This window comes from Anaerophilus nitritigenes (assembly GCF_004138215.1).
In the GTDB taxonomy this organism is placed as follows: domain Bacteria; phylum Bacillota; class Clostridia; order Peptostreptococcales; family Thermotaleaceae; genus Anaerophilus; species Anaerophilus nitritogenes.
Genome location: NZ_RYYS01000038.1, coordinates 21212 through 37091, shown reverse-complemented (window position 1 = coordinate 37091; position 15880 = coordinate 21212). Strand labels below are relative to the sequence as shown.

Sequence of the window (15880 nt, the reverse complement as noted above, 5' to 3'; positions counted from 1 at the left end):
TTAAACTTTTTTTATTCCTCTACAGTTTATTATTTTTAATATTTAACTATCCATTGTTAGTTGGTGTTCTTGTCAATATAGGTACTTCTTTACTATAATCAATAATATACTTATACATATTTGTATTAAAATTTGTTTGTTCTGGATATTTAAAATTAATATCTTTTTTAAAATTAAAGTTATATTTTTTCATAACATAATCAAATAGAAGTAAAAAATCCGCACCTAAACCATGTTTATTAGATTTGAATATTTTACCATCTACTTTTTTCTGATCAATCAACTCAAAAAAACATGACTTTAAATTACTGCAAAAATTTTTTTTATCTATATAATGAACAAGATTATCGTCATCTCCTTGAAAAGAAACAATAGTACAATTACTTTCAAATTTATTATATAATGACAGTAAATATAGCAATTCTTTATCATACCTAATCTTATTTATTAGGTATTCAAACTTAATATTTATCATCAAATTATCTTTTTTAGAGAATAAATATCTAGGCATCTCAATATACTTTGGAAATAGCCATGCACTATTATCTATTATTAGAGAAAAGAAATCTCCAGTAAATGCATTACATAGATATGAAAGATATGCTCCGTGAGAATATCCATAACATAAGATCTTATTCCCATTAATTTTATATCCATTATCACGAATAATAGCTATTACTAAAAACAATGCTGTAATATTATCTAAAGCTTGCATTATACTCATATCATTAAAATCACTTAAGTCTTCTTTTAAAATAGCATCTACTATTAATTGCTCAATATTATTTTTTTTGCACCAATCCATCACATCTTCAGAATTTTTGCTACTTAATAAATCTATCTTTAACTGATCATCAAGCTTATTAAAATACTCTTCATTTATCCTTATATCGTCAGAATCGCCCATAAATTCAATACCAAAGTAATCACATTGAATCGTTATCAAATTATATTGATCTGAAAAATTTCCCCTCATTTTTTTATATACATTAGAGTTTGAATTTGCTCCGAACCCATTAATTAACAACAATAATCCAGTTTCTTCGTTTATTCCACTATCTGGTTCACAAAAATATATATCTAAATCTCTATCATTTGGTTGATAAATACTTGGATGTGCTGGAACTGATATATTATATTCTTTAGCCACTATTATAACCTCTCTTATTAATAAAAAATACTATTATTACTTTTTTTATACTTTAATCTGTTGTGATATTTAAACCTCTATATCATTAGAAGCACTGTACTAATTTTAAAATTTCCAAAATTAACTATCACAACGAGCTACTTTAGTATTTTTTATAAAATAAATTTTTAATTTCTTGAAAATCAAAATTCCCAGTAGCTGCCTTTTTATTTTCATCTTCTATTTCTATATATACTTCTTTTCTATAAACATCTATTTCTTTTGGAGCTGATATACCCAGCCTTACTTTTCCATCCTCTATGCTTATAACTTTTATTTCTATTTTATGATCTATGACAATAGTTTCGTCTTTCTTTCTGCTTAAGATTAACATACTTCTCCCTCCTCAAATAAATAATATTTGAGAGGATATTTTCCATCATCTAATAGTAACTGTTTTCCACTTTTATTTTTAATATTAATTACAAGAGGTCCCCTTAAATTCATAGTCATTTTTTTCATATCATCTGGTACCACTACTATAGTAAAAATAATCACGTCTTCTTCTTTTTCAATTTTTAATTCTTTTATTACTTGGTCTGGAATATTAAATTCATAATTATTTTTAAATAAAAAAGGATTTGTAATGACAAATGCAAGCTCAGGTTCTTCTAGCGATTGTAACCAGTGAAAAGGAATTTGTTCGTCTGGATTTGTAATAATAGTATATTTTTTGGTATTTTCAAAGCCTGGAATCCCATCTTTGAATTCAATGATTTTTTGTTCATCTATTTGTATTTCTCCAAAATGCTTTGTGTTTAAGATCATGTATTTCCCTCCTATACTTTGAAAGTTCAACCAAGCTGGTTGAACTTTTCTTTTATATATTCTATATGAATACTATTTTTTTGTCTTAAATAAATATCTACTTTTCCTGGAGTATAATCTACTATAGGTTTGTTGACTTTAACATCCATGTTTACTTTTCCTTCTTTAACTTGAATATCCACAGTACCGCCTTTAAAATCTATACTCGGTCTACTGGTAGGGATAAATCCTATATTCCATTCTTTTTGGAATATAAGATAAGCATTTTCTATCGCTTGATCAGCTAAAGCATTTTCATTTTCATGAATATTCATCATTTCATTTCCTTGTCTTGCAATCCTGTCAATCGTCTCACTCATCTTTTGCTTTGCAAATTCTATATTATCTTTTGTTAAGTCTCTATAATTTTTTAGACCTGCCTCTGCAAAGCATGGATACTGATCAATTTGTACCTTTACATGTTCTGTATGCATTTCTATCTTTGGATGCTCTATATTCATATTCATATCTGCTTTTGGTTGCTCTATATCAAGCTTTGCATTTGTAGTTTGTATACCAATAAGAGCTGGTTGTGTTTCTATACGAAAAGGCATAGTCTCCTCTCCCTATCTCATAAAATCTACAAGACTTGGTTGTATGACCTTTGATCCCGCAGCTAGTGATGCTCTATACACCGTTTCTGCAGTTTTTAAGTCAATACTCACTTGTGCCATATCTGCATCTTCATTTTTAGATAAAAGACTTGTAAAATTCATAATATCTTTATCTATACGTTTGATGGTCATTTCCATTCTATTGGATTTTGCACCTATTTCTCCTAAAACTCCTAAAACATTTTCATGATGTTTGTCTATCATTCCAAGAGCCTCTTCTATTTGATCTTGATTATTACCTGCTAGAGCAGTACTCAAATAATCAAATACAGCTATAAGTTGAGCTGACTCATTTTTATTCACATTATCAGGTATAGCAGGTATAGTTCCCGCCGATGGATCTGCTATTCCCACACCAAACAATTGATGCCCTAGAGTATTTACATCTATTAAATCAGATTTTCCTATTTGATAATCCATTTTTTCATCTTTTTTCACATCGATTGCATACTTACCATCCTTATCTAATAATGGTTGATTGGTTTTATATCCTGAGAATATATATTTCCCTGAATATGTACTGTTTCCTAATTTGATCAATTGATCTTTTAAGCTATCTATTTCTATTTGTATTTTTTCTTTATCTTTTGGTGTTTCTACCCCATCTGCACTTACTGCTAATTCTCTTGCTCGTTGTATAACGCTATTGACATCTTGTACTGCTGATTCTGTAATTTCAAGCCAAGATAATACCCCTTGAGCACTTTTTTGATTTTGCTTTAATTCGTTAACAGTAGTATTTAGCACCAAGCTTTTAGATACTCCTACAGGATTTTCTGAAGGAAGTGTGAATTTTTTAGTAGTCGAAAATTGTTTGTTATAAAAATCTAGCCTTCTTAAATTATTATTTAAATTTAACATAGTTGTATTAGTCATCATTGTATTTGTTACACGCATTATTGATCACTCCTTATCTATCTGCCTACAACACCCATTCCATTAATAACTTTATCTAACATTTCATCTACAGCAGTAATCATACGAGCAGATGCATTGTACGCATGTTGGTATTTAATTAAATTTCCCATTTCTTCATCTAAAGATACACCTGATATAGATTGTCTTTTATTCTCTATTTGTGCAATCAAAACCTTTTGATTGTCTACCATTCTTTTTGCTTCTTGTCCATCTACCCCTACATTTGAGATCAATGAATTTACATAATCATCTGGAGTTCCCCATGAAAACATATTTGTATCATGACGCATTTTTAAAAGTGCTAATGCATTTCTTCCATCCCCCGGCATATCTTTTTCACTAGCTGCTGCAATTCTATTTGGGTCATTTTTAATTTTTTCATCTAAATCGATTTTCCCTGCTGAAATAATATCTGTCTTATACCATACCCCTTCAGCTTTAAATATAGTTTTTCCTGGATTTTTCTTCTCATAATCTTTAATAATGTCCTGATCTGAGCTGTTTTTTAGACTATCTGGTACATCATATATATCTGTATACTTGGCAGGTACATTAAAAAATGGGATTTCTGTTCCTGCATCTGCTAACCCATATCCTTTTCCATGTTGCATATTAAATCTTGAAGCAAATACAGTAGCAAATTTATTAAGTTGATCCATATAATAAGGAATTCCTTTATCTTTTCCGTCTATATTGTCCCTTACATTTAAGAATCCTCTTAATTGTCCTGATTTACAGGTAAAACTCGATCCATTTTCCCATTTGATTTCTAAAAGTCCAGGTGCATCTACATAATTTTTAGGTTCTTGCCTTTTTTCTGTTTTTAAAAGCTTATAGTCTTCATGAGATACTAATAAATCTCCTCCGATCAAAATATTCATAGTACTCTGTTTGCTATTTGGAACTGGAATATCTTGTACTTCTATATCTACTAGTTGTGATAATTCATCAATCAATAGATTTCTTTGATCTCTTAAATCATTTGCATGACTTCCATCTATTTCTGCAGTAAATATTTGTTTATTTAATTTTGATATTTCTTTTGCATATCCATTAATGGAATTTACTGTGGTTTGAATAGCAAAATCTGTATTTTTCTGAAGATCTACAAGTTGTTGAGACATGTGGTTAAGTGTTTTTGTAAATGCAATTCCCCTTTGTGTTACTGCTTTTCTTACAGTAATATTATCAGCTTTTTCCCCTTCACTTAATTCTTGTAGGGAAGCATAAAAATTATCCATAACTTTTCTGATTCCATCTTCTGAGGGTTCTCCTAAAATTGCTTCTACTTGTTGTAGTGTCTCTCCTCTTACATCCCATTCTCCTGCTACTGTAAATTCCTTTCTAATCTTAAAGTCTAAAAATTCATTTCGAATTTGTACAATGCTAGTCATCTCTACTCCAGAGCCTAACATTCCTTTCCCCCCATATAATGCTTGGGGATTGGCCTCTGTTTGATTTAATCTTTGTCTAGTGTATCCTGGTGTATTTGTATTTGAAATATTATGTCCTGTTACATGGATTCCTCTTTGACTTGCAAATAGTCCTGATCTTGCAATACTCAATCCAAAAAAACTGCCCATATTCATCCTCCCTTATACTTTTGCATCAAATAATTTGGATGTATTATTTAAAGTTTGATCCTCTGTAGAATTTCCGTATATATTTCCTTCTATTGTCGTATTGGTTAATATGTTTAAGTTAAATTCAACATAATCTAAAGATTGAAGAATCATTTTTTCATTGATTTCATTTATTTTTTTTATTTCAACCAACAAATTTTTTAGTTTTTCTTTTTCCTCTAACAATTGTGTTTGATAAGGCTGCTCTATATACTGTGCCAAATCAGTAATATTTTGAATCCAATCTATTTTTTGTTCAAATAAAATATTTCCTATAATCGTTTGTCTAATTTGATCAATTTTTTTCATATTTTTCTCTATATCTTGTTCACGAGATATGACTTTTTCAAGTTTTTTGATATCTCCTTCTATTAATATTTCTTGTTTATTTTTTACAAGACTTAGATAATCTTTATAAATTTCTATTTCTTTTTTTAATGCTAAGATGAGTTGTTCTGTAGACTTAGACATTAACATCCTCCTCAAAGAAAATGTGAAGGGCATTACCCTTCAATATTTAAATATTTTTGTTTAAAATACGATCTGCTACTTCCTCTAAAGAAGGATTGTATTTTCCAGATGATATTTGATTTTTTATATTGTCTACCTTAGATTGTCTAATATCTGCTACTTCTCTATATGCCTTTAAAGCTACTTGATATTCTCTAGCTCCTTCTGAGATTTGCATTTGATCTGTTGCTAGTTTGACTTTTTCTGTTTTGTTGACATGATTTACACTTTTTTTATAATTATTTAATATCTTTTGTATGTTATGATTGTTATTAATTTTCATAAAAAAACCCCTCCACTCTACCGATGATTCTACTTTAGTATCGGCAAAAGGAGGGTATATGTTTACCTATTTTATGAAATTTATTAACGTCTCTTTTTTCGTTCTGCTGTGTACATTTTTTCTCCAGAACTTCTAGGCGCCTGTGGTCTTGAAAACCCACTTTTTAGTTCTGATTCTAATTCTTTGGCACATTTAGCACAAAATCTCCCTGTTCGAATACCTGTTCCACATCTTTCACACTCTAAAAATAGTGTAGCATCATCTCCTACAATTTCCAATCTTCCTTGTCTTAAATAACGAAGAATTTTATCTTCCTCTACTCCTGTTTCTTCTGATACTTCTACAAGACTAGCTCCTTTATTTTCATAAATATATTCTTTTACAATTTTAAAATCATCTTCATCGTTTCTTTGACATCTACTACATATTTTACTGATTCCATTATATTGAAAAAGCCTTCCGCATTCTTTACAATTTCTGATTTCTGCCATGATTTTTCCTCCTCTATTTTGATCTAAATATTTTTGCCTGTAGCAAAGGTTAATATATAAATTTCTTTTGGATTTTCTTTTAAAAGTTCTTTACAACAAGCATCTACAGTGCTTCCGGTGGTATATACATCATCTACTAGTAATATAGTTTTATTTATTATGGATTCTTTTGAAGATACTACAAATACATTTTTTAAGTTTCTTTTTCGATCCTCTTTTGATAATTGATTTTGAGATAAAGTATCTTTTATTTTTAATAGGGTTTTTTTTTCTACTTCTGTGTTCATCCATTTTCCTAAATACTTAGATAAAAGATACGATTGATTAAACCCTCTTTTTCTTTCTTTATTTTTATATAAAGGAACTGGAATGATACAATCTATATCTTTTATATTTTGCTTTTGTAACTGATCTTTCATGATTTGTGCCATATGATAAGATAAATACCTTTGATTTTGATATTTCAATCTATGTACAATTTTTTTGATCTCTTTATTATATTCTACACAAGATATTCCTTTTGTAAAATAATGATTTGTTTCGATGCAGTCCGGACATTTTTGAGGAATATAAAGTTTTTCTAAAGGTTTGCCACATTTTTCACAAGATTTATCAATAAAATATATTTTCTCTTTACAATGTGTACACAAGGAATATTTTTCATCTTTTGTAATAGGTTCATTACATAATATACAATAGATATTTCTAGGGTAAATAAAATTAATAAAAATATCTAAGTACTCACATAATAATTGATACATCTAATCCCCTCCATGCTTATGCAAGGAGTGATAAAATAAACCTTGCAATATAGATTGATAACTATTATGCAAAGTTTTTTATAAATTATTCACTATTTTATTAATTGTAATTTTATTTCTTGATGCTCTACCTTATCTGTTAGCTTATTCATTTCTTCTTTTAGCATATTTATTCCTTCTATACTTTGCTTATACCCATCATAAAGTGCTTTGTGATTTTCATCCATTTTATTTTCAAGCCTTACAATTTGTTGGCTAACTTTATCTACTTCTCCTCTTAGTTCCCCTCTTACTTCATCTAATCCTTCTTTTAGTTCTCCTCGTACTTCATCTAATCCTTCTTTTAGCTCTCCTCGTACTTCATCTAATCCTTCTTTTAGCTCTCCTCGTACTCCATCTAGTCCTTCTTTTAGCTCTCCTCGTATACTTTTAAATCCGTCTTGTATTTCTTTATACATTAAGGTTAATAATTCCAAGGTTTTATCTTCCATTTGCTCAACTCCTCTTTTTAAAATTTTATCATGATTTTTCTCTATTGTCGAAGGTTTTTAAAATTCTATCAAATTTTCATTCATAAATCTTTTAAGGCGAATTCCCAATCCTGAATTTCTCTCAATAGCTCTATAATTATCCACCATATTTTTAAGACTTGCTTCCATTCCTACCATAACTACAAGCTCTTTTGCTCTTGTGACTGCTGTATACAAAAGATTTCTTGTAAGAAGCATTGGAGGACCCCAAAATATTGGCATGACTACAATAGGAAATTCTGACCCTTGACTTTTGTGTATGGTAATAGAGTAAGCTAGCTCTAATTCATCTAATTGTGAAAAATCATACGTGACTATTTTTTCTTCATCAAATAGAACACAAAGCTCCTTTTCTTCTTCATCTATACTATGAATATACCCAAAGTCTCCATTAAATACCCCTTCTCCTTCTGTATCATCTATTCCTTTCCATTTAAGATTATAGTTATTTTTCATTTGCATCACTTTATCCCCTACTCGAAAAATTTTATCCTTCATTTTCTTTTCATCTTTATATCTACTTGGAGGATTTAAAACCTCTTGTAAAACATTATTTAATTGAAACATTCCTGTGGTTCCTTTTTTCATAGGGGTGAGTACTTGAATACTTTTTACTGGATCACAATGGTTAAACTTTGGGAGACGCTCTTTGCAAAGTTCTTTGATAGTACTTAGTACCTGTTCTGGTGTTTTTCTATTCATAAAGAAAAAATCTTTTTCTTTTTTGTTTATACATGGGTATTCCCCTTTGTTGATTTTATGTGCATTTACAATAATCATACTTTCTTGGGCTTGTCTAAAAATTTCATCTAATTGTACGACTTCAATAATTTTACTATCTATAATATCTTTAAGTACATTTCCAGGTCCTACAGATGGAAGCTGATCCACATCTCCTACTAATATAAGCCTCGTTCCAGGAAGCAGTGCACGAAGTAATCCTTTCATCAAAACAATATCTACCATAGACATTTCATCTATAATCACTACATCTACTGAAAGAGGTTCTTCTTCATTTTTTCCAAAGCTCATGCCTATATCTTCATCCATATAACTATATTCTAATAATCTATGTATAGTCTTTGCTTCTTTTCCTGTAGCTTCACTCATTCTTTTTGCCGCTCTTCCTGTAGGAGCTGCAAGTGCCATAGATAAGTTGTTTTTTTCAAATAATTTCATAATAGTATTAATAGTTGTAGTTTTTCCAGTTCCAGGTCCTCCAGTGATTACTACTACACCATGCTCAGCTGATGCTTCAATAGCTTTTCTTTGTTTTTGTGCTAGGGTTATTTCTTCTTCTTCTTCAATTTTTTTAATTTCTTCTTCTAAGTTTTCAGATATATCGTCTATATTTATTTGTGCCAGTTCAATTAATTTTTTACAGACATAAGTTTCTGCATAAAAATAAATCATTGAAAAGACTACTGTTTCATCTTCTAAATTTTCAAGATGAACTGAATTTGAAAAAGCCAATTGCAAAAGAGCTTCTTCTACTAAATCCTCTGGTACTTCTAATGTTTTTGCAGACTCTTCTATTAATGTTGTTTTTTTCGTATAAGTATGTCCTTCTAAATTGTATTGAGTCAATATATATTTAATTCCACACATAATCCTATAAGAAGAGACCGGACTTAGTCCCATTCTTTTGGCAATAGCATCTGCAATTTTAAATCCTATTCCAAAAATATCATCTGCTAGTCGATAAGGATTTTCTTGTATATAAGTTATGGTATTTTCTTTATATTTTTTATAGATTTTAACTGCATATTTAGGTGTAATTCCATATTCTTGTAAAAAAAGCATGACTTCACTAAGCTCTCTTTGCTCTTTAAATGCTTCTGAAATTTTTTGTGCCTTTGCAGACCCTATTCCACTAACCTTTGTTAACATATGTGGTGTATACTGCATGATATCTAGTGTTTCTTTTCCAAATTTTTCTACAATTTTTTGAGCAATTTTAGGTCCGATACCTTTAATAATTCCTGAAGATAAATATTTTTCTATTCCTTCTATCGTATTAGGTGTCACCTTTCTATAGGAATCTACTTCTAGCTGCTGTCCATACGTAGGATGTACAATCCATTTTCCCGAAAACAAAAAAGTTTCTCCCTTGTTTAAAAGAGGCATATAACCTACTATGGTGATTTGATCCTTTTCTGATTCAACAATTGCTACTGTATATCCATTAGATTCATTTTGAAAGATGACATCTGTCAAAACCCCTTGTATCTGTACCAACATAACGTCCTCCCAATATATATTATTAACTTTATTATAACAAATAAATAGTAAATAGGGACGGTTAAGAAGTTTTTGTCTTATTATTTTCATCTTCTCTCTTTAGTACATAAGTAATTAAAAATGATTAACCGTCTCTAAAACCAATAAAACACTAAAACCAAGAACTAAAAAAATCTAATACAATCCATTATGTCTTATTGAATAAAGATCATAGATTGATTAGATTTTTATATAATGTTTATCTAATTATTTTGTTAAAATATCTATAATTTCAACAATACTTGCACCTCTTTGAATCGTTTTATCTCCTGGAACTAATTTTTTTGTATGATGTAAAGTATTAACTAAAAATGAAACACTTTTTTGATTTTCTAAAACTTTATTTTGATAAATAGCAGAAGAAACATCACTAGATTTTTTGCTCAAAATTCCTAATAGTTGATTTATTTTCCATCCTCCACTAATTATTCCGTTCTTTGTCAATACATCTCCTGCTTTAAACGGATCCAATCTTTTTAAATCTAGCAATAACTGAAAATCTTCTTTATGCTCAATTAAATTATTTTCATATAATATATTTGCTATTTCTTCAGAAGTAGTATTTTCTTCAATACGAATAGTAATATAATCTTCTTCCTGATCTTCTTTTTTTTGCAGTTCTTCATTTTCTTTTTCTTCTTTTATTTTTTCTTGTTTCATCTTTTCTTCTTCTTGCTTGAGGATTTCTTCTTTAGAAAATTGATCTTGTTTTTTTTGTTCCACTATAGTTTTTGGACGATCTTGTGTGTTGTAGATGATGTGAATAGAAGAAGAAAGAATAAGTCCTATTCCTATTCCTGCTAAAAATGTATAGACTATTTTTTTACCCAAAAATGAATCTCCTCCTTAATTGTTTTTTATATATTAGAAAAAAATGAGGGATGCCCCTCATTTTTATTGTTCTAATCCTTCTTTTCTTAAAATTTCTGCTTTATTTGTATTTTCCCATGGAAGATTTATATCTGTTCTTCCAAAATGTCCATAAGCTGCTACTTGTCTGTAAATTGGTCTTCTTAAATTTAAATCTCTAATGATTGCAGCTGGTCTTAAATCAAAATGTTTGTTTACTAATTCTACTAATTTATCTTCTGATATTTTAGCTGTTCCAAATGTTTCAACTAAAATAGATACAGGTTTAGCAACCCCTATAGCATAAGCTAGTCCAATTTCACATTTGTCTGCAAGACCTGCTGCTACAATATTTTTGGCTACATGTCTTGCTGCATAAGCTGCAGAACGGTCTACTTTTGTTGGATCTTTTCCTGAGAAAGCTCCTCCACCATGTCTTGCATATCCACCATAAGTATCTACAATAATCTTTCTTCCTGTTAACCCTGCATCTCCTTGTGGTCCACCAATTACAAATCTTCCTGTTGGATTGATATAGTATTTTGTTTGATCATCTAATAATTCATGCGGTATAATTTTACGAACTACATGTTCAATGATATCTTTTTTGATTTGTTCTTGTGTTACTTCTGGACCATGTTGTGTAGAAATAACTACTGTATCGACTCTTACAGGCTTATCATCTACATATTCTATGGTAACTTGTGTTTTACCATCTGGACGCAAATAGTCTAATGTACCATTTTTTCTGATTTCAGTTAATCGTCTTGATAACTTGTGTGCAAGAGCAATAGGCATAGGCATCAATTCTTTAGTTTCATTACATGCAAAACCAAACATAATTCCTTGATCTCCTGCTCCTATAGCTTCTAATTCATCACTCATAGTTCCTGCTTTGCGTTCTAATGCTTCATTGACACCCATTGCTATATCACTAGATTGTTCATCAATAGCAGTAAGTACTGCACATGTATCACAGTCAAATCCATATTTTCCACGAGTATATCCTATTTCTTCAATTGTTTTTCTTACTACTTTTGGAATGTCTACATAGCAATTTGTAGTAATTTCTCCTGCTACCAATACAAGACCTGTTGTTACTGTTGTTTCAGCTGCAACACGTGCATTTGGATCTCTTTCAAATATAGCATCTAAAATCGCATCTGATACTTGGTCACAAATTTTATCTGGATGTCCTTCCGTAACAGACTCTGAAGTAAATAGTCTTTTTGCCATTTGTATCCCTCCTTGATTCTATTTCATTTATTATTTTACCCTAAAAATATAAACAAAAACCTCTTCATAATTAAGAAGAGGTTTAATTTTATTTCTCCTCATCTTCCAGAAAATAATTTCTGTAGGATTTAGCACCGTGCTACAATACCGGTTGCCGGGTTTCTTCGGGCCTATTCCCTCCACCACTCTTGATAAGGCATCAAGATTTGTATTTTATTGAAAGAATTCTATCATATACATTTATAAAAGTCAACTCTTTCTACAGGTTTACTACAACATGGCTAAGTGTCATAATAATAAGGGCTGCGATACAATTTCCAATAAATATGGAAAAAAAAGCACTCTTTAAAGGAATATTTAGTAACGATGCAGCTATAGATCCTGACCATACCCCTGTTGTTGGAATGGGAATTGCCACAAATAAAAGAAGCCCCATACTTTTATATTTATAAATAGTTGTAGTTTTTCTAAGTGTTCTTTTTGTAATCCAATCTACAAGTTTTCTCCAAAATGGTTTTTGTCTTAATTGTTTAAAAACAGGTTTTAATAAAACAAGCAAAAAAGGAACTGGGATCATGCTACCTAGTAATGCTAGCATAGTTGCATGAATAGGACTCATTCCTAAAGACACCCCTATAGGAATTGCCCCCCTAAGCTCCATTATAGGCATAGCAGACACTAACAATACCATGACTTCGTTTGATAAAATTTCTAATATTTTGTTCATCATTCATCCTCATTTTCTACTTTCAACAAGTTTCTATTTGCTGTTATCATTATATATGATTTTTTATATTTTATGAAGATCTATTTGTTTGTAACAATAATTTAATATGTATTGGTTCTTTCTTTCGCTATAATTATCTAAATGAAACATGGTAAAATGAAATTGAATGATATAGAAAGGATTTTATTATGAGAAAACTATTAGGCTATGTAAAAAAAGCTGTTTTGGATTTCAATATGATTGAAAATGGAGATATAGTAGGAGTAGGTGTTTCAGGTGGAAAAGATAGTATGGCTCTTTTATATGCACTAAAGCTTTTTCAAAGATTCTCACCTGTTAAATATGATCTTAAAGCATTTACCTTGACTTTAGGATTTAATGATTTTGATATTTCTCCCATACAAAATTTTTGCAAAGAATTAGAAATTCCTTATATAGTACAGCATACAGATATAGGAAAAATAGTATTTGAAGATCGAAAAGAAAAAAGTCCTTGTAGCCTTTGTGCTCGTATGAGGAGAGGAAAGCTTCATTCTCTTTGTAAAAATCATGGTGTTACCAAACTTGCATTAGGTCATCATGGCGATGATGCAGTAGAAACTCTTTTTTTGAGTATCTTTTATGAAAGTCGAATCAGTACTTTTTTACCTGTAACTTATTTGGATCGAATAGATCTTACCATGATTCGACCTCTTATTTATGCCAAAGAACAAGATATTATAGATTCAGTATCTAGGAACGATCTTCCTATTGTAAAAAATCCTTGTCCCGCTGATGGAAAAACAAAAAGACAGTATATGAAAAATTTATTAGATCAAATTTATAAAGAAATACCAAATGGTAGAAACCATGTTATTGAGGCGTTAAAAAATAAAGATCAGCTTCATATATGGGATCGATAATTTTGACATAATTTCACTTGCTTATATATATATTCATATGAGGGGGTGTTTTTTCTTTGAAATCTCAATTTTATCCATATCCATATCGTACCCGTATCCATTATGCAAAAGAAAATGCTTCACTAATCTTGTCCCATGCACTAAAAGAAAAAATCAATGACCAATGTGTCATCATTTGTGTGGGAACAGATAGATGCATTGGAGATGCACTAGGACCTTTAGTAGGTACTTTACTCAAAGATAAAAATTTTAGATTGCCTGTCTATGGTACTTTAGACGAACCCATTCATGCTATCAATTTAGAAGAATCTATTAGTAAAATCAAATCAAAACACCCTAAAGGATTTTTTATTGCCATAGATGCTTGTTTGGGAAATGAAGATTTAATTGGTCATATACATATTAAAAAAGGCCCCATTTCACCAGGAAAAGGGGTAGGGAAAAGTCTTCCTAATATAGGGAATCTATCTATTATAGGCATTGTAGATCAATTAAATCATGAAGATTGTTTTTCTATTCACAGTATTCGTCTTAATTTGGTCATGAAAATGGCACAAGTCATAGTAGATGCCCTTAAAAACTCTACTTATCTTTCTTAATCGATCACCTTGTATTCATATGTATATTTTAAATAAAATATGGTATAATAAATATCATTATCACAATTTTATTTTACCTTTAAACTGGTCCTGAGAGACCATCAAGGAGAGGAGTACCTATGAATACAAAACATTTGATTCATCCAGAAGATTTTACAGTACAAGAACTAAACCAATTGATTCAAATTGCACAAAACATCTTAGAAGACCCTCAAGATTACAAAAATATTTGCAAAGACAAAATACTTGCCACCCTTTTTTATGAACCTAGTACTCGTACAAGACTCAGCTTTGAATCTGCTATGCTTCGTTTAGGTGGAAATGTACTAGGCTTTAGTGATGCTAGTACAAGTTCTGTCTCTAAAGGAGAGAGTATTGTAGATACTATTCAAGTCATATCTAGTTATGCTGATTTAGCAGCCATCAGACATCCCAAAGAAGGTGCTCCAAAGCTTGCCTCAAAATATTCAAAGATTCCTATTATTAATGCAGGAGATGGAGGACATGAGCATCCTACTCAAACTTTAACGGATCTATTTACTATTTACATGAAAAAAGGAAATATCAAAGATCAAAAGATTGCCTTTTGTGGCGATTTAAAATTTGGTAGAACCGTTCATTCTCTTATTCGAACTTTATGTAGGTACAATATAAAAGAATTTATACTTATTTCCCCTGATGAACTCACTCTTCCCTATGAACTTAAAAATAAATTGATTGAAGAATATGATGTAAAATTACAAGAAGTTTCCACCATGGAAGAAGTTATAGGGGAAATTGATATTTTATATATGACTAGAATACAAAAGGAAAGATTCTTTAATGAAGCAGATTATGAAAGATTAAAAAACTCTTATATACTCGATTCTTCAAAGATAAAATTAGCAAAAGACGACATGATTATTATGCATCCACTTCCTAGAGTCAATGAAATTTCATATGAAGTAGATAAAGACCCTAGAGCTATTTATTTTGAACAAGCAAGCTTTGGTGTATACATTCGAATGGCACTCATTTTAAAATTATTGGGGGTGGACTGTACATGCTTGAAGTAACACAAATCCAAAATGGTATTGTACTTGATCACATCAGTCCTGGGAATGGACTTAAGATATTTAATAAATTGATGCCTACACAAACTGACAATCCTGTGGTGCTTCTTATGAATGTATATAGTGATTATATGTCTAAAAAGGATATTATCAAGCTAGAAAATGTAGAAAATATAAACTTAGAGTTTTTAGGTTTAATCGACGAACATATTAGCATCAATATTATTAAAAATGGAGAAGTTATTCACAAAGAAAGAGTCACCATTCCAAAACAAGTAAAGGGAATTCTAACTTGTCACAATCCAAGATGTATTACTCACTCAGAGCCTTTGTCCAATCCTACTTTTGAATTGGTATGTAAAAAAACTCTCTCTTATCAGTGTGAGTACTGCGAAACTATTACAAAATATACTTTATAAATATTTGCTTTAAAATCTTGATGCTTGATTTTTTTATTTTACAAATCATATATTAAAAAGCAAGTACACGACATAAAAAGAACTTTGTAAG

General features: G+C 30.0%; 19 protein-coding genes and 1 riboswitch. Of the genes, 4 read left to right on the top strand and 15 right to left on the bottom strand.

Going from position 1 to position 15880, the window contains the following annotated elements:
* Window positions 1-46: 46 nt before the first annotated feature.
* The 15 genes from EK368_RS06120 to EK368_RS06050 all read right to left on the bottom strand — a co-directional run bounded on the left by EK368_RS06120 (window position 47) and on the right by EK368_RS06050 (window position 12817).
* Complete coding sequence (locus EK368_RS06120; protein ID WP_165000343.1) at window positions 47-1150, bottom strand: DUF2920 family protein; 1104 nt, start codon at window positions 1148-1150, stop codon at window positions 47-49.
* A 142-nt stretch (window positions 1151-1292) separates the two neighbouring features.
* Window positions 1293-1523 carry a carbon storage regulator CsrA gene (gene csrA, locus EK368_RS06115; protein WP_129597508.1) on the bottom strand — a complete coding sequence of 77 codons (231 nt, stop codon included), beginning with the start codon at window positions 1521-1523 and terminating at the stop codon, window positions 1293-1295.
* Window positions 1517-1957 (bottom strand): flagellar assembly protein FliW, encoded by a 441-nt coding sequence (gene fliW / locus EK368_RS06110; protein WP_129597506.1) that lies wholly within the window; start codon window positions 1955-1957, stop codon window positions 1517-1519. The genes csrA and fliW overlap by 7 nt, the downstream gene beginning before the upstream one ends.
* Before the next feature lie 26 nt (window positions 1958-1983).
* The gene (locus EK368_RS06105; protein ID WP_129597504.1) at window positions 1984-2550 is read right to left on the bottom strand and encodes a DUF6470 family protein; all 567 of its coding nucleotides are present in this window, start codon (window positions 2548-2550) and stop codon (window positions 1984-1986) included.
* A gap of 12 nt (window positions 2551-2562) precedes the next feature.
* Entirely contained in the window at window positions 2563-3507 is a 945-nt protein-coding gene (gene flgL, locus EK368_RS06100) for a flagellar hook-associated protein FlgL (RefSeq protein ID WP_129597503.1), read from the bottom strand.
* Window positions 3508-3524: 17 nt separating this feature from the next.
* Entirely contained in the window at window positions 3525-5111 is a 1587-nt protein-coding gene (flgK, locus tag EK368_RS06095) for a flagellar hook-associated protein FlgK (RefSeq protein ID WP_165000342.1), read from the bottom strand.
* A gap of 12 nt (window positions 5112-5123) precedes the next feature.
* The gene (locus tag EK368_RS06090) at window positions 5124-5621 is read right to left on the bottom strand and encodes a flagellar protein FlgN (protein WP_165000341.1); all 498 of its coding nucleotides are present in this window, start codon (window positions 5619-5621) and stop codon (window positions 5124-5126) included.
* 46 nt (window positions 5622-5667) lie between these two features.
* The gene (gene flgM / locus EK368_RS06085; RefSeq protein ID WP_129597496.1) at window positions 5668-5943 is read right to left on the bottom strand and encodes a flagellar biosynthesis anti-sigma factor FlgM; all 276 of its coding nucleotides are present in this window, start codon (window positions 5941-5943) and stop codon (window positions 5668-5670) included.
* An 83-nt stretch (window positions 5944-6026) separates the two neighbouring features.
* Window positions 6027-6434, bottom strand: coding sequence for a TIGR03826 family flagellar region protein (locus tag EK368_RS06080; RefSeq protein ID WP_129597494.1), 408 nt, complete (start codon window positions 6432-6434; stop codon window positions 6027-6029).
* A 23-nt stretch (window positions 6435-6457) separates the two neighbouring features.
* Window positions 6458-7195, bottom strand: a complete 738-nt coding sequence (locus EK368_RS06075) for a ComF family protein (protein ID WP_129597492.1) — start codon at window positions 7193-7195, stop codon at window positions 6458-6460.
* Window positions 7196-7287: 92 nt separating this feature from the next.
* Window positions 7288-7686: a hypothetical protein gene (locus EK368_RS06070; RefSeq protein WP_129597490.1), complete on the bottom strand. Its 399-nt coding sequence runs from the start codon at window positions 7684-7686 to the stop codon at window positions 7288-7290.
* A 57-nt stretch (window positions 7687-7743) separates the two neighbouring features.
* Window positions 7744-9963 (bottom strand): SF1B family DNA helicase RecD2, encoded by a 2220-nt coding sequence (gene recD2, locus EK368_RS06065; protein ID WP_129597542.1) that lies wholly within the window; start codon window positions 9961-9963, stop codon window positions 7744-7746.
* 249 nt (window positions 9964-10212) lie between these two features.
* Window positions 10213-10836, bottom strand: a complete 624-nt coding sequence (locus tag EK368_RS06060; RefSeq protein ID WP_129597488.1) for a hypothetical protein — start codon at window positions 10834-10836, stop codon at window positions 10213-10215.
* 63 nt (window positions 10837-10899) lie between these two features.
* The gene (gene metK / locus EK368_RS06055) at window positions 10900-12090 is read right to left on the bottom strand and encodes a methionine adenosyltransferase (protein WP_129597486.1); all 1191 of its coding nucleotides are present in this window, start codon (window positions 12088-12090) and stop codon (window positions 10900-10902) included.
* A 95-nt stretch (window positions 12091-12185) separates the two neighbouring features.
* Window positions 12186-12288, bottom strand: a riboswitch (SAM riboswitch).
* Between the two features lie 61 nt (window positions 12289-12349).
* Complete coding sequence (locus EK368_RS06050) at window positions 12350-12817, bottom strand: COG2426 family protein (protein WP_202976436.1); 468 nt, start codon at window positions 12815-12817, stop codon at window positions 12350-12352.
* Window positions 12818-13005: 188 nt separating this feature from the next.
* Here EK368_RS06050 and EK368_RS06045 point away from each other — a divergent pair, with 188 nt between their 5' ends.
* From EK368_RS06045 to EK368_RS06030, 4 genes are all read left to right on the top strand, one after another.
* The gene (locus tag EK368_RS06045) at window positions 13006-13719 is read left to right on the top strand and encodes a tRNA 2-thiocytidine biosynthesis TtcA family protein (protein WP_129597482.1); all 714 of its coding nucleotides are present in this window, start codon (window positions 13006-13008) and stop codon (window positions 13717-13719) included.
* 56 nt (window positions 13720-13775) lie between these two features.
* Window positions 13776-14318 (top strand): spore protease YyaC, encoded by a 543-nt coding sequence (yyaC, locus tag EK368_RS06040; protein ID WP_202976435.1) that lies wholly within the window; start codon window positions 13776-13778, stop codon window positions 14316-14318.
* A gap of 119 nt (window positions 14319-14437) precedes the next feature.
* Window positions 14438-15373, top strand: coding sequence for an aspartate carbamoyltransferase (pyrB, locus tag EK368_RS06035; RefSeq protein WP_129597480.1), 936 nt, complete (start codon window positions 14438-14440; stop codon window positions 15371-15373).
* Window positions 15361-15789 carry an aspartate carbamoyltransferase regulatory subunit gene (locus EK368_RS06030; protein ID WP_129597478.1) on the top strand — a complete coding sequence of 143 codons (429 nt, stop codon included), beginning with the start codon at window positions 15361-15363 and terminating at the stop codon, window positions 15787-15789. The genes pyrB and EK368_RS06030 overlap by 13 nt, the downstream gene beginning before the upstream one ends.
* Window positions 15790-15880 lie beyond the last annotated feature (91 nt).

What these genes read in the sequence shown, in the direction of transcription:
- flgM (WP_129597496.1), bottom strand. Translation starts at nt 5,943, where the DNA reads ATGAAAATTAATAACAATCATAACATACAAAAGATATTAAATAATTAT.
- EK368_RS06090 (WP_165000341.1), bottom strand. Translation starts at nt 5,621, where the DNA reads ATGTCTAAGTCTACAGAACAACTCATCTTAGCATTAAAAAAAGAAATA.
- EK368_RS06030 (WP_129597478.1), top strand. Translation starts at nt 15,361, where the DNA reads ATGCTTGAAGTAACACAAATCCAAAATGGTATTGTACTTGATCACATC.
- flgL (WP_129597503.1), bottom strand. Translation starts at nt 3,507, where the DNA reads ATGCGTGTAACAAATACAATGATGACTAATACAACTATGTTAAATTTA.
- EK368_RS06080 (WP_129597494.1), bottom strand. Translation starts at nt 6,434, where the DNA reads ATGGCAGAAATCAGAAATTGTAAAGAATGCGGAAGGCTTTTTCAATAT.
- metK (WP_129597486.1), bottom strand. Translation starts at nt 12,090, where the DNA reads ATGGCAAAAAGACTATTTACTTCAGAGTCTGTTACGGAAGGACATCCA.
- EK368_RS06050 (WP_202976436.1), bottom strand. Translation starts at nt 12,817, where the DNA reads ATGAACAAAATATTAGAAATTTTATCAAACGAAGTCATGGTATTGTTA.
- csrA (WP_129597508.1), bottom strand. Translation starts at nt 1,523, where the DNA reads ATGTTAATCTTAAGCAGAAAGAAAGACGAAACTATTGTCATAGATCAT.
- EK368_RS06070 (WP_129597490.1), bottom strand. Translation starts at nt 7,686, where the DNA reads ATGGAAGATAAAACCTTGGAATTATTAACCTTAATGTATAAAGAAATA.
- EK368_RS06105 (WP_129597504.1), bottom strand. Translation starts at nt 2,550, where the DNA reads ATGCCTTTTCGTATAGAAACACAACCAGCTCTTATTGGTATACAAACT.
- fliW (WP_129597506.1), bottom strand. Translation starts at nt 1,957, where the DNA reads ATGATCTTAAACACAAAGCATTTTGGAGAAATACAAATAGATGAACAA.
- EK368_RS06075 (WP_129597492.1), bottom strand. Translation starts at nt 7,195, where the DNA reads ATGTATCAATTATTATGTGAGTACTTAGATATTTTTATTAATTTTATT.
- flgK (WP_165000342.1), bottom strand. Translation starts at nt 5,111, where the DNA reads ATGGGCAGTTTTTTTGGATTGAGTATTGCAAGATCAGGACTATTTGCA.
- pyrB (WP_129597480.1), top strand. Translation starts at nt 14,438, where the DNA reads ATGAATACAAAACATTTGATTCATCCAGAAGATTTTACAGTACAAGAA.
- EK368_RS06045 (WP_129597482.1), top strand. Translation starts at nt 13,006, where the DNA reads ATGAGAAAACTATTAGGCTATGTAAAAAAAGCTGTTTTGGATTTCAAT.